The organism is Hymenobacter defluvii, from assembly GCF_017589435.1.
GTDB lineage: Bacteria > Bacteroidota > Bacteroidia > Cytophagales > Hymenobacteraceae > Hymenobacter > Hymenobacter profundi.
Map to the genome: position 1 here is coordinate 533875 of NZ_JAGETX010000001.1, position 24894 is coordinate 558768.

Genomic DNA, 24894 nt, shown 5'->3' on the forward strand with positions numbered 1-24894 from the left:
TCCCAAATCCCCGTTCTTTGCGGACTATGGTATACCGCAAATCCCGGCGCTGGCTTTTTGTCTGGCTGCTGCCCGCGCTACTGCTACTGGCTACAATAGTGGGGCTCGGCAGCTACTACGAAACCAACGACGACACAGTGCTGACCCTGTTTTTACAGGGCCGTATGAGCGCCGTGCCCATCACCAGTCTGCACCTGTACTTTCATGGAGTAGCCGCGCCGCTGGCGTATCTCTACCAGCAATGGCCCGATGTGCCCTGGTATGGCTTACTGCTGTACGGCCTGCTCTACCTGGCTACTGCGCTGCTTTTTAGGGTCCTATACCGGCTGCTGCGGGCCTGGCTGCGGCCAGGCGAAACGGTGCTGGCTCTGGTGTTGTTTTTTCTGGTGGGGTGGCTGGAACACGCCATGTGGTTCAACTACATGCGGGTGCCGCTGCTACTGGCCGCGGCGGGCGTGTGGTACGCGGCGGCCCGGCCTGCCCGGAATACTGCACTCGTAATAGGAATACTTGCTTTCGGAATAGCGTGGCTGATTCGGCCGAGCGCGGCGGTGCTGGGGCTGCTGCTGGCTGTGCCGGGCGCATGGTGGCTGAGTGGGCGGCGTAGCTGGCGGGTGTTGGCCAGCGCGGCCGCGCTGGCGCTGGTAGGCGCGCTGGCCGTCAGTCTCACCCGCTCGCCCACAGCCGCTACCTTCCGTCGCCTCGACGTGCTCAAATCCAACCTCAACGACTACCAGCTGCTGCGCCCTACCCCCCGCACCGCCACCGACAGCCTGGGCGTGCGCGCCGTGCAGCACTGGTTGCTGGCCGATTCTACCCTGGTCAATGAGGGACTGTTCGAGCGGGCGCTGCCGTTGGATGCGACGTATTTCGTGCAGGAAACAGTGCCAGCCAAGCTTCGAGAAACTGCACAACTGCTGGTGCAGAACTACTTTCCGCTGCTTGTCTTGTTGTTGCTGTCTTGGATATGGGTGGCGCGCCGCGCCAGGCACATTGGGCGCCGCGAGTTTGTATTGGTGCAAGTTGGCTTTGGGGTAGGGCTGCTGCTACTGGCAGGTATCCTCAAATTGCCCCCACGTTTGGCATTGCCCTACCTCGATGCCTGGGTGCTGGCCAATGGTATCTTTATGCTGAAGCGGGCCGAGCGGCTGCCGCGCCGTCCGTGGCCGGTGGTGGTAGGGTTGGTAGCGGTGATTGGGCTATATGGCTACAAAACTGTGCACCGTCGGCAGGTGCTTTATGCCGAGCAACGTGCCAATAGCCACATGCTGCGCAGCCTGGCGCAGTCAGCCACTACCTTGCTGGTAGCCGACGGCCTGGAAACCTACTACAAATCCCGCAGCCCGTTCGACGCAACGTGGCCGCTATCGGGGCGTATCTTGTCGCTTTCGGGCTGGCAGTCCCTCAGCCCCGAGCAGTCAGCCTTGCGGGCAGCACACACCGGCACGCGGGCTGTTCCCGATGCGCTACGTTATCTGGCTGCTCAGAAGCAGGGCGTGCAATGGGTGTTAACGCCAGCGGGGGCAGAACTACTTAATAACCAGCTTGAACATATGCTGTCTGCCACGCAACCAGCGGTGCAACTGCGTGCGCTGGCACCCGATTCCTCCTATCTGCCCAACCAACCGCAGCCGTACGTGCCAGATGTGCAATCTGTGAAGTAGCTCAATAAGGCCAAAATTTTTTAGGGTATAAATGGACTTATTCTATCCGATACGGGGTACTGAATACATACATTTGACGCGTAATTGCTTTTTTCTCTCTTTTTTGTCCCCCCTGTTATGCTTTCCACTGCCATCTCCCGCGCCGAAGTGCTCGTGCACCTAGAATCGTTCGTAAAGGAAAACATTGGCACTTTTCTTCGTACCGTAGAAGATAGCTGGCAGCCCTCTGACTATATTCCTGATTCGCGTCTCGATACGTTTTTCGATGAGGTAAAGCTGCTCCGTGAGCGCGCCGCGGGCCTTAGCTACGACCTATTAGCCGTGCTGGTAGGCGACACGATTACTGAAGAAGCCCTACCCAACTACGAGGCGTGGTTTCATGAGTTGGACGACCTGAACCGCGACCGGGACAACGGCTGGGCGCAGTGGGTCCGGGGCTGGACGGCTGAGGAAAACCGTCACGGCGACCTGCTCAACCGCTACCTCTACCTCTCGGGACGCGTGAACATGCGCGAGTTCGAAGCCTCTACCCAGCACCTTATCGCCGATGGCTTCGACCTGGGCACGGCGCACGACCCCTACCGGGCGTTTGTGTACACCAGCTACCAGGAAATGGCCACCAACATCTCGCACCGTCGCGTGGGCCAGTTTGCCCGCAAAGCTGGCGACGATCAGCTATCCAAAATCTGCGGCATGATTGCCGGCGACGAAACCCGCCATGCCCGCGTTTACAAAACCTTCGTCGACAAGATTTTTGAGGTAGACCCCTCCGAAATGATGTTGGCTTTCGAGGATATGATGCGCAAGAAAATTGTGATGCCGGCGCACTACATGCGCGAGCTGGGCGTGGAGATGGGCAAAACATTTGGTCACTTCACTGATGCTGCCCAGCGCATCGGCGTGTACACCAGCGCCGATTACACGGATATTCTCGACACGCTGCTGATAGATTGGAAAGTAGGTGACCGAACCGGCCTGACTCCTGCCGCCGAAAAAGCCCGCGATTACGTGATGGCTCTACCCGCCCGCCTGCGCCGCGTGGCCGACCGGATGCCTGTACCCAAGCTAGAGTACAAATTCAAGTGGATCGACTAACCACATAGCTGAAAACAACCCCCGTTAAATAAAACGCCCCTTCAACCGACAGTTGAAGGGGCGTTTTATTTAAGTCTGAATGCGATTTACTTCTGATCTGCAAAAGCTACTTGCTGTAGCGTGAGGCCTTCGGGGGGTAGGGTGTAGCGCACGGTGCGGGTGCCGCCGGAGGGGCAGCAGTTGGCATCGGCGGGCTGGTAGATAGGAAACATGCGCTGCACTTCGTGACCTACTACTTTAAATTCGTCGTGCCCCTGATAGCCCTGGGCTGCAGGGCCGCTCAGGTCGGGTAGATCGACTGGGCGGCGCCCCTGGTTCATAAACTCATACCCCAGCAACTGCCCATAGGAGCCGCTACCCGCGTCGGCCACGAAGATGAGCAACTCGGGAGAATTGTCTTCGTTGAGGTTAGTAACGACCACATCAGACACTTGGCCGTTGAGTGGCTGCCGGGTAGTAGTTAGTTCCCTGCCGTTCTTTTCGGCGCGGAGCATGAGCTGGCGTTGGCTTCCCTCACCAGTGGTTTGCACCACAAAACGATGGTCGCCGTCGGTCACTTCTTTACGGAAGCTCACGGCCTCCGTAGGCACCGAGCGCATGGTAGCCGGGTCGGCCATTTCGGTGGTAGAGCGTTGCGAATCGCAGGCAGTCAGCACCAGTGCAGCACCTAGTAAGGGTAGTAAAAAACGGGGTAAAGAAAGAGCAGGCATAGGCTTAGCCGGAGCAAAAATTAGATTGGAAAGGGAGACAGCCACGGCTGCATCTTTCTACAAACGCCGGCCCGCCCGGAGGGTTACGCCCATTAGGAAGTCACCTGCACACCTTTCCAGAAAGCCACGCGCCCTTTGATCTGCTGTGCAGCTTCTTTGGGCTCGGGATAATACCAGGCTGCATCCTTGTTCAGCTCTCCATCTACCCGCACAGAGTAGTAGCTGGCGCGCCCTTTCCAGGGGCAGGTAGTACCGGCAATACTGTCCTCAAAATATTCGCGGTTGAGGGAGTCGGCCGGGAAATAGTGGTTGTTCTCCACCACCACTGTGTCGTCGCTTTCGGCTAGTACGGCGTTGTTCCAAATAGCTTTCATGGAAGGGATTTTTAGGGTTGTTACGGATGAGTTTTGACTAATATAACCACCTTAGGTTAGGTGAAGTTTTGGGTTTGCCAGCAGAGCTGTGTGGCCGCCGGAAGAGTGCTTCTGACTTTAGTTACTACTTTTAATACCTCGCTATTTTCTGAGAGTAGAACAAGGTAAATGATGCGTCACATCCGACACAATAAAATAGACCGAGTGCAGTGGGATGCGCTGATTGAGCTAGCGCCCAACGGCCTCATCTATGCCCTTACTTGGTACCTCGATATTGTATCGCCCGGTTGGGAGGCACTGGTTAAAGAGGATCAAGGACGTTACGTGGCTGTGATGCCGCTACCAGTACGCAAAAAATTTGGGTTTCGCTACCTCCAACAACCGTTGTTTGCGCAGCAGTTAGGCGTATTTTCCCTCGAAACACCTACGACCGAAGACTGGAAAGAAATTGGTCAACTCCTACGTAGAGAATTTCGACTCATCACCAATTATGCTTTCAACATAAGTAATTCACCATCCATAATTACTGATAGCTTGTTGCTGCCTGGTGTAAGCCGCTCCACTTATCATTTGTCGTTGCGTCCCACCTATTCGCAACTATTTGCCGATTACAAACCTAGTCGCAGACGCCAACTCCAACAGGCCCGTAATCACAATCTGACGATTGAATCCACTACCGATATTGAGCAGCTAATTCGACTATTTGATGAACATACAGCTCCAAAAATCTATGGTCTTATAGGTGAAGGGCATGCTTATCCCTTATTGCGCAGTTTGTATCGTGAGGCGCAACGGCGTGCAAAGGCGTCTATATGGCAAGTGAAAACCACAGATGGAAAAGTAGTAGCCAGTATGCTATTATTGAAGCATAACAATGAGGTGACTTATTTATTTAACTCTTCCTCAATCGAAGGCAAAGCCACTCGCGCTATTTCTTTACTCATTGATGAATTTCTGTCTTCTCATGCCGAAACCAATTTGCTTTTTGACTTTGAAGCTCCCGAAATCCCTAATTTAGTACAGTTTTATAGCAGTTTTGGCTCAGCAGCGGTACCATATCTTACTATTTCCTATAACCGCTTACCATGGCTGCTACAGCAGGCCAAAGCGGTCCGCATGGCGCTCATGCGCCGTCTGCACTCGCGCAACACGTAGGCCTGGCCCCACAGGAAACATTCCTGCGCAAGGCGGTGTTAGTTTTTGGCGCGGCTACGCATTCGTTCATGCACGAAGCTCAGTGCCGATTATTCAAGCAGTTCAGACACACATGGCACTAGGTTTTCGCTTCCAGGATTTTGTGCCCGAGGAATCGGGTGAGAAAGGCTTCGACACGCTTTTCAAACTATTCATGCAACTCGTGACCATCACGAGCGGCGACGTAGGGGAGGCTCTGCAATGGCTCAACGAGCTGGACAAGCAATACGGCCTCACCGACAATGACTACGGTATGGGCGACTTCATCGAAGACCTGAAGAAAAAAGGGTATATCGATGAGAACCCGCAGGAGCCGGGTGCGTTCAACATCACCGCCAAAAGCGAGCAGAATATTCGCAAATCGGCGCTGGAAGAAATCTTCGGTAAGCTTAAGAAGGGCAACTCGGGCAACCACGCTACTCCCCACAGCGGTCAGGGCGACGAGGCAGGTACCGACATGCGCAGCTACGAGTTCGGCGATACGCTGGAGCAGATTCAGATGACCGAATCCCTGCGTAATGCCCAACTCAACCACGGTCTCAGCGGCGACTTCATGCTGACCGAAGGCGACTTGGAAGTGCGCGACACCGAGCACAAAACCCAGACCAGCACGGTGTTGATGATTGATATCTCGCACTCGATGATTCTGTACGGCGAGGACCGCATCACGCCCGCCAAGAAGGTAGCCATGGCCCTGGCCGAGCTGGTGAAGCAGAAGTATCCCAAAGATTTCCTCGACGTAATCGTGTTCGGCAACGACGCCTGGGAAATCAAGGTGAAAGACTTGCCCTACCTGCAAGTAGGCCCCTACCATACTAACACCGTAGCTGGCTTGGAGCTGGCGATGGATTTGCTACGCAAGCGTAAAACCGCTAACAAGCAGATCTTTATGATTACCGACGGCAAGCCGACTTGCTTGAAGGAGCCTACCGGCTACTATAAAAATAGCTTCGGCCTGGACCGCAAAGTGGTCAACAAAACCTTAAATTTGGCCGCCGCCGCCCGCCGTCTCAAAATCCCCATCACTACCTTCATGATTGCCCAGGACCCCTACCTGCGGGAGTTTGTGGAAGAATTCACGGAGGTGAACCAGGGCAAGGCTTACTACAGCGGCCTGAAAGGGCTGGGGCACTTGGTATTTGAGGATTATAAAAAGAACCGCAGGAAGTCCCTGTAGAAGCCTTTATCTGTCATCCTGAGCGCAGCGAAGGACCTTATCACGCTTGAACGACTAGCACTAGGTAATTAGCATTTACTATTACTTGTTCAGGCGTAGTAAGGTCCTTCGCTGCGCTCAGGATGACAGCAACGTTCTTACCGCGTTGCTACCCGCACGCCATCTTCCGCCGTGGCATTCTTGATTTTGGGCACCGATTGCAAGTAGGCGTACAGGGCGTGCACTTCTTCGTCGGTCAGGCGGGAGTATTTGGGCATGGGGTTCTGTAGAGGGCCGCTAGGTGCCATGCCGTAGCGCATGGCCTGGCCAAACTGCGCTTCGGTCCAGGTGCCGATGCCGGTTTCGGGGTCGGCGGTGATGTTGCGGGAGTAGATGGACTGGCCCTGTAGCGTGACTAGCTGGTTGCCGCCACCCAGGTAACCTTCCGACTGCTCGGGGTGCTCCGCGTTGTTGGTTTTGAAGTCTTTGGAGTGGCACTCGAAGCACTGGTATCGGCCCACTACCAGATAGCGGCCGTAGGTTATGGCTTCGGTTGGCTCGGGTGGAGCCACGCTGCCGGTGGGTAGGAGCGTGGGCTTCATTACCGTATTCGCCAATGCTTTAAGCAGGAATGAAGGCTGCTGCGCGGGGGTAGGGGTAGGCGCGGGTTTCACCCACGGGCTGCCAGAGTGCAGAAAGGCCAGCATACTGCTCATGTCCTCATCCGACATATGCACGAAATGCGGCATAATGAGACGATAACGCCCGTCGCGCCCGATACCGGTGCGTAGGAGCGTCACCACCTCCGCATCGGTCCAGTTGCCGATGCCGTGCGTTTTATCCTGGGTGATATTGGCCGAATAAACCGCTCCGAATTCCTTCGGAATATTCAGCAGTTGATGACCAGATAGTGAATTGGTTTGTCGATTGAGGTGGCAATCGGCGCAACTAGCCATAACCAGTTTCTCCCCCAAGTCTACCTGGGTAGGGGTAGCCGCTACCACAGGGGTAGGCAGTTGGCTGGTGGGCACCTCGTAGGTAGGCACGCCACACACCTGCACCCACACCACAAACCCGAGTACAGCTACAAGGATAACTAGCAGCACAGCGCCCCCAATTTTTACAATCCTCTTCATATAATTATAAATTATATTTTATAAATACGATATAGTGCTTATCCACTGAAAGAAGTTCTCATGTGGAAAGGAAAAAGATATGCGCCACCCTATAATTTTCGGGCGGCAACCGAGGTAGCCCGAAACCAATGTCCCAGCGAATCAGTTGTATGCTTCAGTTGCCCTACTATGGCTTGGCCGATGCAGCGCGAAGCTTTCCTGGCACTTTCCCTTCTATATGAACGTACCCACTATTCGTACCCTCGGCGAGCTAAAACAATCTGGTTATCAGCCCCGCTCTGTGAAACAGGAGCTACGCGACAACCTGATTGCCAAGCTCCGCTCCAAAGAAGAAGTGTTTCCTGGCATTTATGGCTACGAGGAAACCGTTATTCCTGACCTGCAACGCGCCATTTTGGCCGGGCACCACATCAACATGCTGGGCCTACGTGGGCAGGCCAAAACTCGTATTGCCCGCCTGCTGGTAGGCTTGCTCGACGAATACATTCCCGTAGTGGAAGGCTCGGAGCTGAACGATGACCCTTTGCAGCCCCTGTCGGTATTTGCCCGCAACCTCATTGAGGAGAAAGGCGACGATACGCCCATTTCCTGGCTGCACCGCGACGAGCGCTACACCGAGAAGCTGGCTACCCCCGACGTATCCGTAGCTGACCTCATCGGTGACGCCGACCCCATCAAAGCCGCTACCCTGAAGCTGCCCTACTCCGACGAGCGGGTGATTCACTTCGGTCTGATTCCGCGTGCGCACCGCGGCATCTTCGTTATCAACGAGCTGCCCGACTTGCAGGCCCGTATTCAAGTGTCGCTCTTCAACATCTTGCAGGAAGGTGATATTCAGATTCGCGGTTTCAAGGTGCGCCTGCCGCTGGATATCCAGTTCGTCTTCACTGCCAACCCCGAAGACTACACCAACCGTGGCAGCATCGTAACGCCGCTGAAGGACCGTATCGACGCGCAGATTATCACGCACTACCCCAAGAGCATCGAAATCGGTAAGCGTATCACCAAGCAGGAAGCCCGTATTAAAGAGGAGCAAAAAGGCCTGGTGACCACCAACGAAATTGTGCACGATCTGGTGGAGCAGGTGGCCATTGAGGCCCGCGGCTCGGAGTACGTGGATGCCAAGTCGGGCGTGTCGGCCCGCCTTACTATCTCGGCCTACGAGCAGGTAATTGCTGCCGCCGAGCGCCGGGCGCTCATCAACGGTGAGAAAAACACGTACGTGCGCATTGCCGACTTCGTAGGAGCCGTGCCTGCCGTAACGGGTAAGGTAGAGCTGGTGTACGAAGGCGAACAGGAAGGCGCCGGTATTGTGGCCGAAAAGCTGATGGGCAAGGCCCTACGCACGCAATTCCTAAACTACTTCCCCGATCCTGAAAAGTCGAAGAAGCAGAAAGACAAGCCGAATCCCTACAAGTCCATCCAGGACTGGTTTGGCTCGCGCACCATCGACCTGCTACACGATGCTTCCGACGAAGACTACCGCAAGGTGCTCGACGTGGTGCCGGGTTTGCAAGACTTGGTGCAGCAGAGCGTACCCAGCGAGTTGAGCAAGGAGAACCGCTACTTCTGGATGGAATTTGCCCTGCACGGCATGGCCGAGCACAGCCTGATTTCGCGCAACCGCCTCACGGCCGGAGCGCAGTTCAAGGACCTGCTCAGCAGCATGTTCACTATGCCCAACTTCGGGGATGACGACGACGATGACGAAGACTACCAGTCGTCGCGCAAGCGCAAGCGCCGGTAGGGTAGGAGACCCATCCTAATGCACACAGAAAAGGCCCAGGCTATTGATAGCCTGGGCCTTTTCTGTAATAGAAAGAGAGAATTACAACTTACGCGCTTTCAGCTCCTGCTTAGCAGCCTTCAGTTGATATTCCATGGACTTCAGTTTTGCCTTTTCAGCATCAACAATGCGCTCCTGGCTGTCAATGTCTCGCTCCAAACCTTCTACCCGTTGAGCTTGCTCGGCTATTACCGGATTGTTCGAGTTAACGTCGGATCGGAAGACAGAGCAGCTGCTGAGTGATGCAACAGATAGGAAAGCAAAGAAAATTGTTTTAGGAAAGAATTTCATAAGTGAAAAGCATTGTTATACTGTCATGTACGTGAGACCAGCTAGCTGGTTGAGCGGGCGTTAAAATAAAGAAGGCCTGCCAACACGAAGTTGGCAGGCCTTCTTTATCAGAAATCAGGAACCGAGAGCTACGCCTCGTTCACTACAATTTTCTCAATCGTATCGTTGGCGCGAATCTCGTCGATTACGTCCACGCCCTCTACCACTTTACCAAATACAGTGTGGTTGCGGTCAAGGTGGGCGGTGTTCTGGCGGTCGTGTACAATAAAGAACTGGCTACCCCCCGTGTTGCGGCCGGCGTGAGCCATGCTCAGAGCACCGCGCTCGTGGTACTGGTGGTCGCCGGTCAGCTCACAGTCAATTTTATAGCCGGGGCCGCCGGTGCCGGGTGTGCCCTTGGCACCATCGCGGGAGTTGGGGCAGCCGCCCTGAATCACGAAGTTGGGGATAACGCGGTGAAACTTCAAACCGTCGTAGAAGCCTTTTTGCGCCAGATCGGTGAAATTTTTAACGGTTTTGGGGGCATCCTGCTCGTAGAATTCTACTTTCATGATACCCTTATTGGTGTGGATTTCAGCGGTTTTCATATGAAAAACGGAAGATTAGATGGGTGGAAAGAATACCTGCCGAAGAAGTGGCAGCCCTGCAAAAGTAACCAATTTGCGGGGGTAGGAAATCCGGTGGCCAATTCCTTGTCGTAGGTATTTGGTAGAACGGCCACCGTAGCCGAGCTTGCGGTGGCTTTCGGGCCAAACATACTTTCTTTCTTAACCCTCATTTCGTTTCCTGTCTTCATGAAAAAGACTTTCCGCAATTCCTTTCTGGCGCTTTGCGCTGTTGCCTCGGTAGGGTTTGGCCTGACCAGCTGCGACAACAACAAGGGTGCTGACACCACCACGGAAGCCCCCGGCACCGAATCGGCCATGACCGACACGCTAGCTACTATGCCCAACGACTCGTCGCGCATGGGCAAGCCCGAGGGCGTGCTGGTAGATGGCGTACCCATGACGCCAGACAAATCCATTGTGCAAAATGCTGTGATGGCACCTAGCGTGAGCACGCTGGTGAAGGCTGTGCAAGCTGCTGGCCTCGACGGTACCCTAAGCGGCCCTGGTCCGTTCACCGTATTTGCGCCCACCAACGCCGCCTTCGATAAGCTACCGAAAGGCGCACTGGCTGGCTTGATGAAGCCTGAAAGCAAGGAAAAGCTGAAGGGTGTACTCACCTACCACGTTATCCAGGGCCGCCTGCTGGCCGCTGACCTCAAAGACGGGCAGGAACTGACCACCATGAATGGCGAGAAAGTGAAAATCTCGGTGCAAGGTGGTAAAGTGATGATCAGCAACGGAAAAGACGCACCTGTTACCGTGCAAACTGCCGATGTAGTTTCCAGCAATGGCGTAACCCACGTCATCGACGGTGTGCTGCTGCCCACCGCTCAATAATATCAACGATTTCCTGATTGGTTGAAAAGGCCCAGCTGTTTCGGCTGGGCTTTTTTTGTTGTGAGAGGCGCGTGCAACGCGCCTCTACAGCCCAGCACCTTGGGCCACGCGTTCTGCGAAGCTGGCCCAGTCAACATCTTGTTCATTGAGCGCGACGGTTGCGGTGAGTTGGTCGCGGATGATGTTAGCGAAGGGCATAGGTACCCCCTGTCTGTAGGCTTCCTGCACTACTAAGTTCATATCCTTGCGAATGATGGAGGGTGGGGCGCCCACGGGCTGGTAGTGGCGCTCGGCTATCAGCTTGCCGTAGCTTTTGTAGATGGGATTGTTGAACAGCGTGCTGGTAAGCATTTCGTAGAAGGCCACCCGATCGAGACCGGCTTTTTCGGCCAAGGTGAGAGCTTCGGCCATGCCCTCAATCACGGTGCCGAGTAGGAAGTTGCCGCAAAGCTTGGCTACGCTGGCAGCGCCAGCATCGTCGCCGAATGAATAGGTGCCTTGGCCGAAAGCCGCTTGCAAAGGCTCCAGTCGCTGCCGCGCTTCGGTGGGGCCAGAGCTGCCTACCCACAGGTTACCGGCCTGGGCCACGTCGGGCTTGCCAAATACGGGCGAGGCTACCAGAGTAGAGCCATGTTGCTGATGCGCCTCGGCCAGACGGCGGTTGGTGTCGGGGGCTACAGTGCTACACGAAGCATGAATAGCACCTTGAGGTAGGGCCGCTAGAAAGCCCTCGGGGCCAATGGTTAGTTCTTCCAGCGCCTTATCATCCGTCACCATCGTAAACACAACCGTGGCTTCACGGACAGCCTCAGCAGGGGTAGCGGCTACGGTAGCGCCCTGTTGCCGGAGTGGCTCGGCTTTGCTAGCCGTGCGATTGTATACGGTGAGCGGAAAACCGGCTTTCAGTAAGTTGGTCGCCATGGCGGCGCCCATGCTGCCCAAGCCCAAAAAGGCAATTTTCTCAGCCATTTTCTTTGTGAAAAGTGAAGGTGCAAATGGCTGGGTATACGCAGGAAGTGCGAAAAGAGACTGTCGACCGCCGGTTACTCGTTTTGAAGGGCACGGGCGATGCTGTCGGACGGCGTGTGCATGATTTGGTCTGGGTCCTGTGGCTCCAACTCCTCCTCTTCCAGTATAGCTGGCTCGGGCGAAGCAGGTAGTGTTTCAACGGAATCACTTGTCTCGGCGGAATCAGGGGCCATCATAACCTCCTCCACAGGAGGTGTTCTGTGTCGAACAGACCTAGTAGGAGCGTGCGGCCGCGTGGTGGGGCGGGTGAAATGTTTCACTCCCCAAATGCCTGCTACCAGACCCAGTAGCAAGACCAACACCAGCAGGGCTACCCGTTCCAGACGAACCAGCTTTTGAGATTTAGCCACACGCCCAGGAGGCGGCGGCGTGCGTGAAGCGCTAGGGCGTTGAGGTTGGGCCGAAACAGTCAGCGGTACTTCGACCATTGGGGTAGGAGCAGGAGTTAGGGTTGAATGACGCAGTTGTTCCAGGAGTTGGCCGAGCTGTTGAATGCGGGCGTCTAATTCCTGATTGCGGGCGGCTGCCTCAGCGCGCACGGTACGCAATGCTTCTTCCAACGCCTGCTCCTGTTGCTCGGCCCGCCGCGCCGCATCCGATTGACCGGCTTGCGCTACCTGCTGCCGTAGCTGTTCCAGCTCCTTCGCCTGCACCGACTCGCGGGCAGCAGCGGTTTGCTGTTGCTGCGCAAGCTGCTGCTGCAACTCTCGCCGCAACTGCTCTAGCCGCACTTGTTCCTGCTGTTGCTCGGCTAGCGAGGTAGGCGAAGGTGCTCCGTAGGGTGGATCGGCGGGAACGTCTTCGGCGCCCAGCCAGCCCCAAAGCTGCCGTAGCTTGCGCGTCCAGTAGCCATCGGCTTCTGCATCCGTTGCTGGGGTAGCTTCATTGGCGGGGTCTTCGTCTTGGTAAAGAACTGTCAGGCGGTCAGCCCAGGCCAGCAGCTCGTGTTCGGCCAGGAGTAATTCTGGCTGCGCTAGCTGCCACAAGCGGCGCGGCAGCAGTTGCGCGTTACTTAGGAGTTGGAAATCCCCGGCGCCGGGATAGTGGCGAAGCTGCCGCTCCACCTCCGGCCCAAACGACAACGGCGCTTCAAATAGTACCATGCCCGTAAGGGGCGGTAGCTCGGCCGCTGGTCGATGCAGCTCCTTGCTCAGCCAAGCTGCCAGCGCTGCTTGTTGCTGCTGGTATTGGTCAAACGGATTATCGGCTGCCGCCCGGCTGGGTAGGGGCTGGCCATTTAGCTTCCAGGCACCGTACTCCAGGGTAGGTACGCTCAGGTGGCCGCTTCCAGGTTCCAATACCAAAGCTGTGATGCTGCGCGGCCGCACTACCACGGCATCGAGGGCAATACCCGCGACATCTAAATTTCCTAGTAGCAACGTGGTAGGGGTAGCTACTTCGGCCTCCAATACCTCGCATACTGCTTCGTACTGCCGCTGCCGGGCGGCGTCTGCGAAAGGTGCAAATAAGAAGCAGTGGACCATGTTATGATGCTTTTAGCTGTTGGCTATCAGCCACTAGCTCTTGTTCTAAACTTATTCCCTACGCTAGTTGCTGCTGGCTGTTCATCAGCAACTTCAGTTTCGGTTAGAGGGATAGGAAGACAGGTAGAGGCTTTCTTCCGCATGTTCACCTAATTCAAAACAAGCCCAACAAGCGCCCTTTGGGTGTATTTTCTAAATGTCAATAGCTCAATCAATGTCGATTATCCTCGTCGTGGAGCATGCTTAGGTAGCTGTCGTAGCGGGGTAGGGCAATGCGGCCTTTTTCCACGGCTTCGATAACAGCGCAGCCCGGCTCCTGCACGTGGCGGCAATTGTGGTAGCGGCACTGGTTGAGCAGGGCGCGCATCTCCGGGAAAAAGTGCGCCAACTCGCCTGGCTGCACGTCCACCAGCCCCAGTTCCTTGATGCCGGGCGTGTCGATCAGGTAGGTGCCGGGGCGCACTTCCAGCATTTCGGCGTAGGTAGTGGTATGCACGCCTTTATCGGAAAACTGGCTGATTTCAGCGGTTTTTAGGTCTAGATCGGGCACCAATACATTGATCAACGTGCTTTTGCCTACCCCTGAGTGCCCCGAAAGCAGCGTGGTTTTACTATCGAGCAAAGCATCAACTTCCTCCACGCCTACCCCGCTTTGGGCCGAGGTGAGTAGGCTGGGGTAGCCCACGCGTTGGTACATTTTACCAATCTGCTGCTGATAATCGGCTAGGTCGTCGTCATGCAAATCAGCTTTGTTGAAGATGAGCGTGACCGGAATGCTGTACGCCTCCGCCGTAACCAGAAACCGGTCGATGAACCCGAACGACGTGGCCGGCGATACCAGCGTAACCACCAGCAGCGCCTGATCGAGGTTGGCGGCTACAATGTGGGAATGCTCCGTTTTATGCACCGAGCGCCGGATGATGTAGTTGCGGCGCGGCTCGATGTGATGAATCACGCCCGCGCCTTCGGTTTGCTCCTCCACCGTAAACTCCACTTGGTCGCCCACGGCCAGTGGGTTGCTCACCTTCAGGCCCTTCTGCTTGAACTTGCCCCGCAGTCGGCAGCGGTGCAGCGTCCCAGTAGCTGTATCGCGCACTAAATACCAAGACCCAGTTGATTTAACAACAATACCTACCACAGCGAGTAACTGAATGAATGAGTGAATAAATGCGTGATAGTAAGTGTAATACAGTATTGTCATCCTGCGCTTGCGAAGGACCTTCACACGGTAGAACGAGTCGTTGGTACGTCTGTCGTTCTACCGTGTGAAGGTCCTTCGCAAGCTCAGGATGACAGACGGTTTTTATTATCACTCACTAGTTCACCATCAAGCCACGCCATAATGCGCTGGGTGGCGCCGGCGTGTTGAAATACGTAGTCCAGGTTGAGGTCTTGGACGAATAGGCGGGCGGCTTCGTTGCGTAGCAGGGGTAGCAGTGCTTTTTCCAGCTCCTGTGCTGAGTGCACAGGAAACGCGCCGCCTAGCGCCACCAATTCCACGGCTTCCTGAAACTTGTGGTAAGTAGGCCCAAAAAACACCGGCAAGCCAAACGCCGCCGCTTCCAATGTGTTATGTAGGCCTTTGCCAAAGGCCCCACCCACGTAGGCAAACTGACCGAAACGGTAGAGCTGAGAGAGCAGCCCTACGTTGTCGATGAGCAACACACGGGCTTGCGCCACGGTGGCCGGCGTGGCGGTTGAGTAGCGCACCACTTGGCCCGGCAGCGCCGCCTCTACCTGCCGCAGATTGGCCTCGCCAATTTCATGCGGTGCCACGATAAAGCGTAGCTCTTGGCAGTAATTCTGGAATATCGGCGTGAGGGTAGGCAGGTCTTCGGGCCAGCTGCTACCCACAATCATCACCGACGCCCCATCGACCTGAAAAGCATCTACGAGGGGTAGAGGAATGGGCGGTTGCGCCGCTGTGCGTGCTACCGTATCAAAGCGCGTGTCGCCGGCCACGCTCGCCTGCTGAATGCCAGCTTGGCGGAGCAACTCAACCGAAGCGTCATTCTGCGTGAAAATATGCGTGAATCGGTTCAGAATATCACGGAAGAAGCCGCCCCAGGGTTTGAAAAAGACTTGCTCGGGTCGAAAAATAGCGGATACGCATAGGGTAGGAACTTGGCGGCGTTGTAGTTCCCGTAGGAAGTGATGCCAGAATTCATACTTCACAAACACTGCCAGCCGAGGCCGCACCAAGTCAAGAAAGGCGCGGGCGTTGGCGGCCGTATCCAAAGGCAGATATAGAATATAGGCCGCGCCGGGCCAGTTCTTGCGCACTTCGTAGCCCGAGGGCGAGAAAAACGTTAGCACGATTTTGTGCGTGGGATACTGGCGGGCGTAAGCCTCTATGAGTGGCCGGCCCTGCTCAAACTCGCCCAGCGAAGCACAGTGAAACCACGCCAGCGGCGCCGTTTCGTGCTGGAGCGCCTCGCGCAAACGGGTGTGCCAAGCCTTGCGGCCGCCTACCCACTGCGCCGCCTTAGGCACAAAGGGAGCCGCCAGCCGCAGCAGCAGGCCATACAAATACATGGCAACGGAATACAGAAAACTCAACAGCAAATGAGGAAATAACGGATAAGAAAAACCAGCAACGCGCTGGTGGTTTCTGCAAAAGTAGCGGGTTCCGGCTGCCCCACGAAAAAGCCCCGGTCCAGCAGGACCGGGGCTTTGCCGAAAGCAACTAATAAGGGGTGAATTAGCGGCCCTGCTGGCCCAGGTAATTCGAAACACCTTCCTGCGTGGCCTGCATGCCTTGCTTGCCTTCTTCCCAGTCGGCGGGGCATACCTCGCCAAACTTCTCGAAGTGTTGCAGGGCGTCTACCATGCGCATTGCCTCGTCGATGGAACGACCCAGCGGGCCATCGTTCACGAGCTGGTGACGCACAATGCCATCTTTGTCAATCAGAAACAAGCCGCGGTATGCAACCGGTGAGCCTACGAAAATCATTTCGCCAGACTCATTGTAATCGTAATGACCGCCCAGCACGTCGTAGTTGGCGGCAATGGTTTTGGTAGCGTCGGCTACCAGCGGGTAGGTTACACCCTCAATGCCACCCCGGTCGTGCGGAGTATTCAGCCAAGCAAAGTGCGAGAAGTGCGAGTCGGTGGAGCAGCCTACCACGGCTACGCCTTTCTTCTCGAAATCAGCCAGCCGCTCCTGAAAGGCCAGGATTTCGGTGGGGCACACAAAAGTGAAGTCGGAAGGGTAGAAGTAGAACAATACGTGCTTCTTGCCCAGATAACGGTCGAGGGAATACTCTTCCTCGAATTCGCCGTCGATAACGGCCGTAGCCTTGAAAGAAGGAGCACGCTTGCCAACGAGAACTGCCATGGTTATTAGGAAATTGGGGGTAAAAGGGAATGAAAAAGCAAGGGAATCGTTGGGCGGGATGGGTCAGGCAGAGCGGATGATTTTCTCGCCGGTGATGTGCAGCGAGAACGAATGCGGCTGGAAGTTTTCAAACCCCCGCGCCGCCAGAAACTCTTGAATCAGAGCGTCCAGCTGCGGGTCGCGGTAGTCCAGAATTTCCTGGGTAGCGGTGCAAAACAAGTGGTGGTGAGGCGAACAATCAGCATCGTAGCGACGGGCCGCGCCGTCGGCCACAGCCACTCGCTTCACCAACCCCGCCACCACAAAACTATCCAGCGCCTTATACACCGTACCCAGCGACAGGGTAGGGGCTTCGGCCGCAACCTGGCGGTGTACCTGCTCGGCGGTGGGGTGGTCGCGCAGGGCCAGCAATCCGCCCAGAATCAGAACGCGTTGTTGGGTAGCGCGCAATCCAGCACGAGCCAGCAGGCCGCGCACGTGCGCAGGGGTAGGCAAGGAAGGAGTTGTAGAAGCAGCAGAAACCGGCACTGGTCAGGAGGAATGAACCGCAAAGATAAGGTGAAAAGCGCAGGAGCCGCCACAATGTTTCGGCTAGCCTGGCACTACCATCTCACTTATACCTCCTCGCGGCACACCATCTGGAAGGTTTGCCGGGTGCGCTGCTCCAGCAGCAGCGTACGGCCCGCCGTAAGGCGTTCCAGGCTATCAGTAGTGTAGTTTTTAATGGTGTAAAGCACTAGCTCCGTGTTATAATGCACAGTGAACTGGTCGCGCAGCAAGCTCAGCAATTGCTCCAACCGATAAGCCGAAAAATCGGTGCACACCGAGAAGCTAATGGCCGAGTTCTGCATCACGTGAATCTTGAGCCGCACCTGTGCCAACGCCCCAAAAATTACCTCCAGGTTTTCCTCCGAAATAAACGTGAGGTCTTTCGACTCAAAGGAAATCAGGCACTGGCCGGCCTTACGGATGTAGGCCGGCGCCAGCAGCCCGTGCTGACAGTCATGCACGCGCGTTCCTTCAGCCGTGGGGTGCAAAAACGACTTCACCAGCAACGGTATTCCGCGCACCGCCAGCGGCTTAATGGTTTTGGGGTGAATCACAGACGCACCGTAGTAGGCCATTTCGATGGTTTCCTGGTAGCTGATTTCGGGGTAGCGCACCGTGTCGGCAAAAAACTTGGGGTCGGCGTTGAGTAGGCCCGCCACGTCTTTCCAGATAGTAACGGATTCAGCGCCCATGCAGTACGCCAGAATGGCGGCGGTGTAGTCGGAGCCCTCACGGCCGAGCGTGGTGGTGCGGCCGTCGGCGGTGCCGCCCAAAAAGCCCTGCGTCACCACGGGGCCTTGGGCCAGCAGTGGGGGTAGAGTAGCCTGTAGGTGCTGCTCGGTGGTGGCCCAATCCACGCGCGCCTCGCGCCAAGTGCTATCGGTGCGGAGCAGAGGGCGGCAATCCAGCCACTGCGCCGCCAGCGTGTGGGCTACCAGCCGCGTAGCCAGTAGCTCCCCAAAGCTCACAATTTGGTCGTATTGCTGGTCGTATTGCGCGGGCGTGAGTTCGCTCAACTGCTGCCGAAGCTGGGCAAATAGTCCTTGTAGAGTAGGTTGAGCATCCTGCCGGATAGGCTCTGCTAGCTCCCGGGCGGTTTGCAGGTGGTAGTCTTCCACCGCCTGCAAAGCTTCCACGTACGGCTTTCCTGTGTAGGCCCGCTGAAAGACATCTTCCAGCGCGTTGGTGGTTTTGCCCATTGCCGATACCACAATCAGCAGCGGGCCCTGGCCTTCATACATCCGCACAATGGCGGCCAGATTGCGGATGGCAGGGGCGTCCTTCACGGAGGCACCCCCAAACTTAAAAACCTTTAGAGTGGGTAGTGGCTGCATGGCTCAAAAGTAGCGGCTCCGGAATTGAATTCGCAGATAACAAGTACAAAAGCCCGCTCAGGAATTACCTGAGCGGGCTTTCGCGTGTAATCGAAGCCGACTATTCGGCTTTTTTCTTACTCTTTTTGGGTGCTTCCGTGGCAGCCTCTGGGTTGGCAGCCGCCGCGTCGTCCGTTGCCGTAGCATCCGCTGAAATCTCGCCGCCCGTGCTGAGGGGCTCGTCGGCTGCGGGGGTAGCGTCGTCCTCATCGGTAGCCGGAGCCTGGTATTCCAGGTTTTTGCTCACAATGCCGTACCAAGTCACCAGTTTCTTGATATCAGACATATACACCCGGTCGCGGTCGTAATCCGGAATTACCTGGCCCATGAAAGCCGTCAGGTCGCGGTCATCCGATTTGCTGGTCAGCTCCAGCTCGGCGCCAAACTGCTGGTGAATCCGGTCGAACACCTCAGTCAGAGCTACAGTCTGGTCATAGTCCTGGGTGTAGATGGAAATTTCCTGGAGCAGTGACACTTTGTTGCGGGCCGAGGCGATGGAGCGCGTGCCGCGGCCATCGAGGGCTTCAATAATAACGCCGGTGCGGGTGGGGCTTACAAGACGGTACAGACCGGGCATTCCGCTAATGGCGGCAATTTCCTTCAGGTCGTAGGGCATAAGGGTAAAGTCGGTTGGTGTAGAAGGCGGCAAAGGTAGCATTCCGAACGAGTTGGTGCCGGATGGCCGCCCGAAGATTCAATTAGAGCTTAAACACGATGGGCAGGCTGGTGAGCACCGCGTAATCGGGCTTCTTGAATTGCAGCAGTTTAGCTACGCGCATGGCTTCATCGCCGCAGCCACCGCCTACTCCTTTCACCAGCTTAAAGCCGCTGGTAGTGCCGTCGGTGTTCAGCGTGAAGCTCACAATACAGGTGCCCTGAATGCGGTTGCGCTTGGCCAGCACCGGGTATTTCAGCTCCTTCTCAATAAAGGCATACATGGCTTCCTGACCACCCTCGTAATACTCGGCCACTGGAATGGCTTTGGCAACGCCGCCGGCCGGAGCCGCTTGGGTAGCGGTTGGTGCCGGGGCTGCAGGCTTGGTTTGGGCAACCACGGAAGTTGCACCAGCCAGCAAACCACAACTCAGAAGAAAAGCGAATTTTTTCATGGGAATTAAGTAATCGTTCGAAAGTAAACGAGTTATTAATCGTTTCAGTGAATGAGAAGACAGGGGTCAAGAAAACATACGGCCGCGCTGCCTACCCCTAACGTCAAGAAAGAAGCCAGATTATGGGTTCTCTGGTGTTTCGGCCAGCTGCTGATTGATTTCACCAATAAAACCTAGTATCTCCTCCCGGCCTTCCTTCGACTCGGCGGAGGTAATAAAGTGGCGTGGCAGCTCATCCCAAATCGCGCTCATCTTTTCCAGATACGCATCAATCAGCTGGCGTGTGCGCGTGGCCGACTGCTTATCGGCCTTGGTAAACACCATCACGAAGGGAACGCCCTGCGTGCCTAGCATTTCCATAAACTCTAGGTCCACAGCCTGCGGGGGTAGGCGCGAGTCGAGCAGCACAAATAGGCACGTCAGGTTCTCGCGGTTGCGCAGGTAGAAGTTGATCATCTTTCCCCACTGCGCCCGCGCTACTTTGCTCACTTTGGCGTAGCCATAGCCTGGCAAATCGACCAAGTACCAGTTTTTGTTGATCAGGAAATGGTTGATCAGCTGTGTTTTACCAGGAGTGGAGGACGTTTTAGCCAACGCCTTCTGCCCGGTTAGCATATTGATGAGGGAAGATTTGCCCACATTGGAGCGCCCAATGAAGGCATATTCCGGCAGGGTAGGCGGTGGGCAAGCGTCGAGGCGAGTATTGCTAGCCAGGAAGGCAGCATCGTGAATTTGCATAGGCAGCTAGGCGAAACCGCAAAGGTACAATGAGACGCCAGTATGAAGCGACAGGAAAAAACTTTGCTATTTCCTTTTAAATAGCGTTATAATCCTATATTCGTGTAAAAAATTGAAATACTAGGTATACTTTTTGGATGGCCAAATCTCCGAGCAATGAGCGTCACCTCAATATTTTCGAATGGATAGGATAAGAGTAAGGGCGTATTATAAAATTTCTATCTTTGCCCGCAAACGTGCTTGTTGGGGAAGCTCTACAACAGACTGTTACTAACAATTAGTTCCACTTCGTCGTACCAGCGCTACTAAATTATTTGCTTGCCCTTAACCCTGTAGCAGGTTTTAAGTATAAGAGGCAGCCTAATAAAAACTAAGTTTGCAGGGCGAAGCTGCTCTACCAACGAGCTACCGCACCGCTTTATTTTTCAAACATCTCCCCCAATGGACAACGTAGTCAAAAGCTTATTAAAGGCCTCTTGTGCTTTTGCCCTTGCTACTGCTATGGCCCAGCCTGCGCTGGCCCAAGGTACCCGCAAGCAGCTGAAGACCGCTAATAAGTTTTTCGAGCAGGAGAACTATCGGGCTTCTATTCCTTACTATGAGCAGGTGTTGGCGCAGGACCCTAACAACGCACAAGCACTGTTCCGGGCTGGTATTGCCTATATGTCGTTTGATAAGGAAAAAGCAAGCGACTATATCTATAAGGCACAGAAGTTGAAACCACGTGTGTCGCGTGATGTGGAGTATTGGTTGGGCCGCGTAGATCACCTCAACTACAACTTCGACGAAGCTATTGCCCACTTTCAGGCCTACAACACCACCCTGAAAGCCAAGGATACCCGCAAAAAAGAACTGGCCCAGCTGATTCAGCACAGCAAAAACGCTAAGGTGCAGTTCAATACGCCCAAGGATATCTTCGTGAAAAACCTGGGGCCGACCATCAACACCCAGTGGTCGGAGCACAGCCCGGTTATCTCGCAGGACGACCAGGTGCTGCTCTTCACCTCGCGCTCGGACAATATGAACGAGACGCCAGTGGTGACGGAGAATAACAAGAGCAAAGTAAAAGACAAGAAACTAGCCGCCGACGGCCAGTACTACGAAAACATTTACGAGGCCAAGCGCATCAACGATGAGGAGTGGGAGAAGCCTCGCTCGCTGAGCACCGTGCTCAACGGCAAGGGTCACGACGCTTCTATTCAGGTATTCGACAACGACACCAAGCTGCTGATGTACCGCAACGACGAAGATGGCGACATCTTCTACTCGGAGAAGGTAGGTAGCGACTGGACGGAGGCGAAGAAGCTGAACAGCAATATCAACTCCAAGTCGTACGAGTCGGACGCCTATATCACGCCCGATGGCCAGACGATTTACTTCTCTACCTCGAAGTACTCGGAAGACGGCACGCTGGACATTTACTACTCTACTCGCCAGCAAGGTGGTGATTGGGGACCAGCCAAGTCGATTGGTAGCGCTATTAATACACCTTACGACGACGATAGCCCCTACCTGAGTCGCGACGGCAAAACGCTGTATTTCGCCTCGCGCGGCCACAACACCATGGGTGGCTACGACATTTTCAAGTCGGAGTGGGATGAGGTAGGTCGCAAGTGGGGTCGGGCCGAGAACATGGGCTACCCCATCAACACGCCCGACGATGACACCTACTACCGCCTCAGCCCCGATGGCAGCTACGCCTACCTCTCCAGCTACCGCATCGGTGGCTACGGTGAGAAGGACATCTACACCATCAACTACATCAAGAACGTGACGATTCGCGGCCAGGTGTTCTCGGCACGCGACAGCGCTTCTGTGATTCCGGGTGTGGAACTGGTGTTCAGCGGCAAACAAGCCGATAACACGGCCCTGAGCTACCGCGATGTAACCAAGCCCGGCAACGGCGACTATCAGGTAAGCCTGCTGTCGGGTCGTACCTACCAGGTAGCCGTGTCGAAAGACGGTAAGAACATCGAGACGCAGGAGTTTGAGGTGCCTATCTCTACCAACGACTCTACCACTATTGTGAAGAACTTCTATGTGCCCTACGTAGATACCACTTCGCAAGTCGCGCTCAATAACATCTACTTCGATACCGACAAGTACAACCTGCGGCCGGAGTCGATTACGGAATTGGACAACATCGCCCGCATTCTGAAGGCCAACCCTGGCATCAATATCTCGGTGGAAGGTAACTGTGACTCGCGTAATACCGACGAGTACAACATGGTACTGGGTCAGAACCGCGCCAATGCTGCTTACAACTACCTGAAGAAGCAAGGCGTAGCTGAAACCCGCATGGTAACGGTGAGCTACGGTGAGCGTCGTCCGGCAGCTCCAAACGATTCGCCGGAGAACATGCAGCTAAACCGCCGCACCGAGTTCCGCGTGATTTTGGGTGAGGGTGAAACTATGCCGCAGATGAATGGCGGCGGCACGAGCACTAACTCGGGCGGAGGTGCCATGATGAGCCCTAGCTCGCAGCCCCGCATGACCCGGCCCATGAATGCCGCTCCTGGCGGAACCAGCGCCACGCTGGAGCCCGGCAAGAACACGGTGAAGCTCGACGATGGCACCAAAGTGAAGGTGAAAGTAGACGAGGATTCGGACAAGGTGAAAATTAAAACCAAAGGTCCGGAAGGCTCCAAGTCGAAGACGGTTACGCAGAACGGTACCATCGACGCGAAAGCAAAGACCGCTACCGGCGAGAAAACCAAAGTGAAGACTGACAATTAATAAGTCATTGTCTGCCAACAACGCGGGCCGGGCATCATGCCCGGCCCGTTTAGTTTACAGGCACCTACTGCGGAAGTTGCGAGACCTTATCCCAACTTTATCCGCGCCGGGGCGTTATGTTTGAGCAATTCAGCGCCCCTTACTTCGTTTCTGCACTATATGTCCGTTGTTCCCTACAAAGACGACGCTGCCGGCAAAAAATCGCAGGTAGCTACCATGTTTAACAGCATCGCCGGCAAGTATGACTTTCTGAACCATTTCCTGAGTGTCGGCACCGATATCTACTGGCGGCGCAAAGCAGTGGGTGAACTGAAGCAACTGCGACCGGCCCGGATTCTGGATATTGCCACCGGCACCGCCGATTTTGCCATCGAAACGCTACGTGCCGCCACCCCCGACGCGCAGGTAACGGGCGTGGACATCTCGGAGGGAATGCTGGAGGTAGGGCGGCGCAAGCTACAGGCTAAAGGTCTCACCAACCGGATTAAGCTCGAACTAGGCGACTCTGAAAACCTGCCATTCCCCGACGACCACTTCGATGCCGTCACAGCGTCTTTTGGCGTGCGCAACTTTGAGAACCTCAAGCAGGGCTTAACGGAGATGCGGCGGGTACTGCGGCCCGGCGGAAAGCTTGTGATTCTGGAATTTTCCAAGCCCACTGCTTTCCCTATGAAGCAGGCGTACAATTTCTATTTTCAGCACATTCTACCTGTGTTTGGCAAGCTGATTTCCAAGGACCAAGCGGCTTATACTTACTTGCCCGAGTCGGTGCAGGCGTTTCCCGATGGTCCTGATTTTCTGGCAATTCTTTCACAGGTTGGATTTATTACCCCCGCATGGCAGCCTCTTACTTTCGGCATCAGCTCCATTTATACTGCGCACAAATAGGTCGAGTGGCCGTGGTGGCCGCTTTGGCTGCCGTGGTTCCTTTTGGCGCCTACGCCCAGAAAAAAAGCCTTACTACAGCCAGCCGCGGCCGGCGTGGCCAAGTGAAATCGGTGACCAGCAACAACTTGCCGGGCTACGATGACCGGTGGTTTCACCCCGGCTTTTACATCGCACCGAATTTCTCCGGCTACCGCATCGAGCATACGCAAACCTACATTGACCGGCGAGACAGCGGCCTGGGCGTAACGGCGAATACCATCAACAGCCCCGGCTTCTCGGTGGGTTTTGTGGGCGACGCGCGCTTGTTGGAGTTTTTGAGCCTGCGCTTTGCGCCGGGCGTGAGCTTCATGACGCGCCGGGTGGAGTTTAAGCCCTACGGCTACACACCCGACCTAAACGTGCCAGATATGCCCAGAGAAATCCAGAACCAGGAGGTGGAAACCACCCAAGTGGATTTTCCGATTCTACTGAAATTTCACTCGCAGCGGCGGCGCAACACCCGCGTGTATATGGTGGGTGGGATCAAGCCGAGTGTGAACGTGGGCAACCGCATCAAAGACCCGGAAAACAACCTGCTACGCGTCAACAAAACCGACCTTGCCATCGAGTACGGGGTAGGGCTTGACCTGTTTTATCCGCTGTTCAAGTTTGCCCCGGAACTGCGCTTCTCGCACGGCCTGCGCAACATTCAGCAGAAAGAAGGCCAGACGGATGTGTATAACAATAGTTTGCAACGGATGAGGAGCCACACCGTGACGCTGTATCTGAATTTTGAATAAGGTGAAGAACGAAAGGGTGAA

At 55.5% G+C, this 24894-nt stretch carries 24 protein-coding genes; 9 read left to right on the forward strand and 15 right to left on the reverse strand.

The window, feature by feature from the left end:
- Window positions 1–26: 26 nt before the first annotated feature.
- Entirely contained in the window at window positions 27–1664 is a 1638-nt protein-coding gene (locus tag J4D97_RS02095) for a hypothetical protein (protein WP_208306164.1), read from the forward strand.
- 117 nt (window positions 1665–1781) lie between these two features.
- Window positions 1782–2759 (forward strand): acyl-ACP desaturase, encoded by a 978-nt coding sequence (locus J4D97_RS02100; protein WP_185283397.1) that lies wholly within the window; start codon window positions 1782–1784, stop codon window positions 2757–2759.
- Between the two features lie 86 nt (window positions 2760–2845).
- Here the strand turns inward: J4D97_RS02100 and J4D97_RS02105 are convergent, their stop codons facing one another.
- Both J4D97_RS02105 and J4D97_RS02110 read right to left on the reverse strand, forming a co-directional pair.
- Window positions 2846–3469 carry a hypothetical protein gene (locus tag J4D97_RS02105; RefSeq protein ID WP_185283398.1) on the reverse strand — a complete coding sequence of 208 codons (624 nt, stop codon included), beginning with the start codon at window positions 3467–3469 and terminating at the stop codon, window positions 2846–2848.
- Window positions 3470–3561: 92 nt separating this feature from the next.
- The gene (locus J4D97_RS02110; protein WP_185283399.1) at window positions 3562–3843 is read right to left on the reverse strand and encodes a DUF427 domain-containing protein; all 282 of its coding nucleotides are present in this window, start codon (window positions 3841–3843) and stop codon (window positions 3562–3564) included.
- A 168-nt stretch (window positions 3844–4011) separates the two neighbouring features.
- Between J4D97_RS02110 and J4D97_RS02115 the strand changes: the two genes are divergently transcribed.
- Both J4D97_RS02115 and J4D97_RS02120 read left to right on the forward strand, forming a co-directional pair.
- Window positions 4012–4998: a GNAT family N-acetyltransferase gene (locus tag J4D97_RS02115; protein WP_208306165.1), complete on the forward strand. Its 987-nt coding sequence runs from the start codon at window positions 4012–4014 to the stop codon at window positions 4996–4998.
- Window positions 4999–5110: 112 nt separating this feature from the next.
- On the forward strand, window positions 5111–6214 hold the full coding sequence (locus J4D97_RS02120; RefSeq protein ID WP_185283401.1) for a vWA domain-containing protein: 1104 nt from the start codon (window positions 5111–5113) through the stop codon (window positions 6212–6214).
- 137 nt (window positions 6215–6351) lie between these two features.
- On the opposite strand, the gene J4D97_RS02125 is transcribed toward J4D97_RS02120, so the two are convergent.
- Window positions 6352–7329 (reverse strand): c-type cytochrome, encoded by a 978-nt coding sequence (locus tag J4D97_RS02125; protein ID WP_208306166.1) that lies wholly within the window; start codon window positions 7327–7329, stop codon window positions 6352–6354.
- Window positions 7330–7546: 217 nt separating this feature from the next.
- Between J4D97_RS02125 and J4D97_RS02130 the strand changes: the two genes are divergently transcribed.
- Window positions 7547–9076, forward strand: coding sequence for a sigma 54-interacting transcriptional regulator (locus J4D97_RS02130; RefSeq protein ID WP_185283404.1), 1530 nt, complete (start codon window positions 7547–7549; stop codon window positions 9074–9076).
- Window positions 9077–9157: 81 nt separating this feature from the next.
- On the opposite strand, the gene J4D97_RS02135 is transcribed toward J4D97_RS02130, so the two are convergent.
- Entirely contained in the window at window positions 9158–9406 is a 249-nt protein-coding gene (locus J4D97_RS02135) for a hypothetical protein (protein WP_208306167.1), read from the reverse strand.
- Window positions 9407–9534: 128 nt separating this feature from the next.
- A complete protein-coding gene (locus tag J4D97_RS02140; protein ID WP_208306168.1) occupies window positions 9535–9993 on the reverse strand; it encodes a peptidylprolyl isomerase in 459 nt (152 codons plus the stop codon).
- A gap of 207 nt (window positions 9994–10200) precedes the next feature.
- Between J4D97_RS02140 and J4D97_RS02145 the strand changes: the two genes are divergently transcribed.
- Entirely contained in the window at window positions 10201–10851 is a 651-nt protein-coding gene (locus J4D97_RS02145) for a fasciclin domain-containing protein (protein ID WP_208306169.1), read from the forward strand.
- An 84-nt stretch (window positions 10852–10935) separates the two neighbouring features.
- Here J4D97_RS02145 and J4D97_RS02150 read toward each other — a convergent pair whose 3' ends face one another.
- The 10 genes from J4D97_RS02150 to yihA all read right to left on the reverse strand — a co-directional run bounded on the left by J4D97_RS02150 (window position 10936) and on the right by yihA (window position 20470).
- The gene (locus J4D97_RS02150; RefSeq protein ID WP_208306170.1) at window positions 10936–11820 is read right to left on the reverse strand and encodes an NAD(P)-dependent oxidoreductase; all 885 of its coding nucleotides are present in this window, start codon (window positions 11818–11820) and stop codon (window positions 10936–10938) included.
- 74 nt (window positions 11821–11894) lie between these two features.
- Window positions 11895–13364 (reverse strand): hypothetical protein, encoded by a 1470-nt coding sequence (locus tag J4D97_RS02155; RefSeq protein WP_208306171.1) that lies wholly within the window; start codon window positions 13362–13364, stop codon window positions 11895–11897.
- 211 nt (window positions 13365–13575) lie between these two features.
- The gene (rsgA, locus tag J4D97_RS02160; protein WP_347879316.1) at window positions 13576–14502 is read right to left on the reverse strand and encodes a ribosome small subunit-dependent GTPase A; all 927 of its coding nucleotides are present in this window, start codon (window positions 14500–14502) and stop codon (window positions 13576–13578) included.
- A 146-nt stretch (window positions 14503–14648) separates the two neighbouring features.
- Window positions 14649–15923, reverse strand: coding sequence for a 3-deoxy-D-manno-octulosonic acid transferase (locus J4D97_RS02165; protein WP_208306173.1), 1275 nt, complete (start codon window positions 15921–15923; stop codon window positions 14649–14651).
- A gap of 142 nt (window positions 15924–16065) precedes the next feature.
- Window positions 16066–16701, reverse strand: coding sequence for a peroxiredoxin (locus tag J4D97_RS02170; protein WP_185283413.1), 636 nt, complete (start codon window positions 16699–16701; stop codon window positions 16066–16068).
- A 63-nt stretch (window positions 16702–16764) separates the two neighbouring features.
- Entirely contained in the window at window positions 16765–17196 is a 432-nt protein-coding gene (locus J4D97_RS02175) for a Fur family transcriptional regulator (RefSeq protein ID WP_208306174.1), read from the reverse strand.
- 119 nt (window positions 17197–17315) lie between these two features.
- Window positions 17316–18584 (reverse strand): aspartate kinase, encoded by a 1269-nt coding sequence (locus J4D97_RS02180; RefSeq protein WP_208306175.1) that lies wholly within the window; start codon window positions 18582–18584, stop codon window positions 17316–17318.
- Window positions 18585–18684: 100 nt separating this feature from the next.
- Window positions 18685–19239 (reverse strand): DUF5606 family protein, encoded by a 555-nt coding sequence (locus J4D97_RS02185; protein ID WP_208306176.1) that lies wholly within the window; start codon window positions 19237–19239, stop codon window positions 18685–18687.
- Between the two features lie 82 nt (window positions 19240–19321).
- Complete coding sequence (locus tag J4D97_RS02190) at window positions 19322–19732, reverse strand: energy transducer TonB (RefSeq protein ID WP_185283417.1); 411 nt, start codon at window positions 19730–19732, stop codon at window positions 19322–19324.
- A 120-nt stretch (window positions 19733–19852) separates the two neighbouring features.
- Entirely contained in the window at window positions 19853–20470 is a 618-nt protein-coding gene (gene yihA, locus J4D97_RS02195; RefSeq protein WP_208306177.1) for a ribosome biogenesis GTP-binding protein YihA/YsxC, read from the reverse strand.
- A gap of 501 nt (window positions 20471–20971) precedes the next feature.
- On the opposite strand from yihA, the gene J4D97_RS02200 reads away from it, so the two are divergent.
- The 3 genes from J4D97_RS02200 (at window position 20972) to J4D97_RS02210 (ending at window position 24873) form a co-directional block, all read left to right on the forward strand.
- Window positions 20972–23206 carry an OmpA family protein gene (locus J4D97_RS02200; RefSeq protein ID WP_185283419.1) on the forward strand — a complete coding sequence of 745 codons (2235 nt, stop codon included), beginning with the start codon at window positions 20972–20974 and terminating at the stop codon, window positions 23204–23206.
- A 159-nt stretch (window positions 23207–23365) separates the two neighbouring features.
- Entirely contained in the window at window positions 23366–24094 is a 729-nt protein-coding gene (ubiE, locus tag J4D97_RS02205; RefSeq protein WP_185283420.1) for a bifunctional demethylmenaquinone methyltransferase/2-methoxy-6-polyprenyl-1,4-benzoquinol methylase UbiE, read from the forward strand.
- The gene (locus tag J4D97_RS02210; RefSeq protein ID WP_208306178.1) at window positions 24043–24873 is read left to right on the forward strand and encodes a porin family protein; all 831 of its coding nucleotides are present in this window, start codon (window positions 24043–24045) and stop codon (window positions 24871–24873) included. Before ubiE ends, J4D97_RS02210 begins: the two co-directional genes overlap by 52 nt.
- Window positions 24874–24894 lie beyond the last annotated feature (21 nt).

Excerpts from the sequence above, each read along its gene's own strand:
- J4D97_RS02150 (WP_208306170.1), bottom strand. The coding sequence starts at position 11,820 with ATGGCTGAGAAAATTGCCTTTTTGGGCTTGGGCAGCATGGGCGCCGCC.
- J4D97_RS02120 (WP_185283401.1), top strand. The coding sequence starts at position 5,111 with ATGGCACTAGGTTTTCGCTTCCAGGATTTTGTGCCCGAGGAATCGGGT.
- J4D97_RS02100 (WP_185283397.1), top strand. The coding sequence starts at position 1,782 with ATGCTTTCCACTGCCATCTCCCGCGCCGAAGTGCTCGTGCACCTAGAA.
- J4D97_RS02130 (WP_185283404.1), top strand. The coding sequence starts at position 7,547 with ATGAACGTACCCACTATTCGTACCCTCGGCGAGCTAAAACAATCTGGT.
- J4D97_RS02180 (WP_208306175.1), bottom strand. The coding sequence starts at position 18,584 with ATGCAGCCACTACCCACTCTAAAGGTTTTTAAGTTTGGGGGTGCCTCC.
- J4D97_RS02170 (WP_185283413.1), bottom strand. The coding sequence starts at position 16,701 with ATGGCAGTTCTCGTTGGCAAGCGTGCTCCTTCTTTCAAGGCTACGGCC.
- J4D97_RS02095 (WP_208306164.1), top strand. The coding sequence starts at position 27 with ATGGTATACCGCAAATCCCGGCGCTGGCTTTTTGTCTGGCTGCTGCCC.
- J4D97_RS02155 (WP_208306171.1), bottom strand. The coding sequence starts at position 13,364 with ATGGTCCACTGCTTCTTATTTGCACCTTTCGCAGACGCCGCCCGGCAG.
- J4D97_RS02105 (WP_185283398.1), bottom strand. The coding sequence starts at position 3,469 with ATGCCTGCTCTTTCTTTACCCCGTTTTTTACTACCCTTACTAGGTGCT.
- J4D97_RS02125 (WP_208306166.1), bottom strand. The coding sequence starts at position 7,329 with ATGAAGAGGATTGTAAAAATTGGGGGCGCTGTGCTGCTAGTTATCCTT.
- J4D97_RS02200 (WP_185283419.1), top strand. The coding sequence starts at position 20,972 with ATGGCCCAGCCTGCGCTGGCCCAAGGTACCCGCAAGCAGCTGAAGACC.
- J4D97_RS02210 (WP_208306178.1), top strand. The coding sequence starts at position 24,043 with ATGGCAGCCTCTTACTTTCGGCATCAGCTCCATTTATACTGCGCACAA.
- J4D97_RS02145 (WP_208306169.1), top strand. The coding sequence starts at position 10,201 with ATGAAAAAGACTTTCCGCAATTCCTTTCTGGCGCTTTGCGCTGTTGCC.
- ubiE (WP_185283420.1), top strand. The coding sequence starts at position 23,366 with ATGTCCGTTGTTCCCTACAAAGACGACGCTGCCGGCAAAAAATCGCAG.
- J4D97_RS02190 (WP_185283417.1), bottom strand. The coding sequence starts at position 19,732 with ATGAAAAAATTCGCTTTTCTTCTGAGTTGTGGTTTGCTGGCTGGTGCA.
- J4D97_RS02140 (WP_208306168.1), bottom strand. The coding sequence starts at position 9,993 with ATGAAAACCGCTGAAATCCACACCAATAAGGGTATCATGAAAGTAGAA.
- J4D97_RS02185 (WP_208306176.1), bottom strand. The coding sequence starts at position 19,239 with ATGCCCTACGACCTGAAGGAAATTGCCGCCATTAGCGGAATGCCCGGT.
- J4D97_RS02135 (WP_208306167.1), bottom strand. The coding sequence starts at position 9,406 with ATGAAATTCTTTCCTAAAACAATTTTCTTTGCTTTCCTATCTGTTGCA.
- J4D97_RS02110 (WP_185283399.1), bottom strand. The coding sequence starts at position 3,843 with ATGAAAGCTATTTGGAACAACGCCGTACTAGCCGAAAGCGACGACACA.
- yihA (WP_208306177.1), bottom strand. The coding sequence starts at position 20,470 with ATGCAAATTCACGATGCTGCCTTCCTGGCTAGCAATACTCGCCTCGAC.
- J4D97_RS02115 (WP_208306165.1), top strand. The coding sequence starts at position 4,012 with ATGATGCGTCACATCCGACACAATAAAATAGACCGAGTGCAGTGGGAT.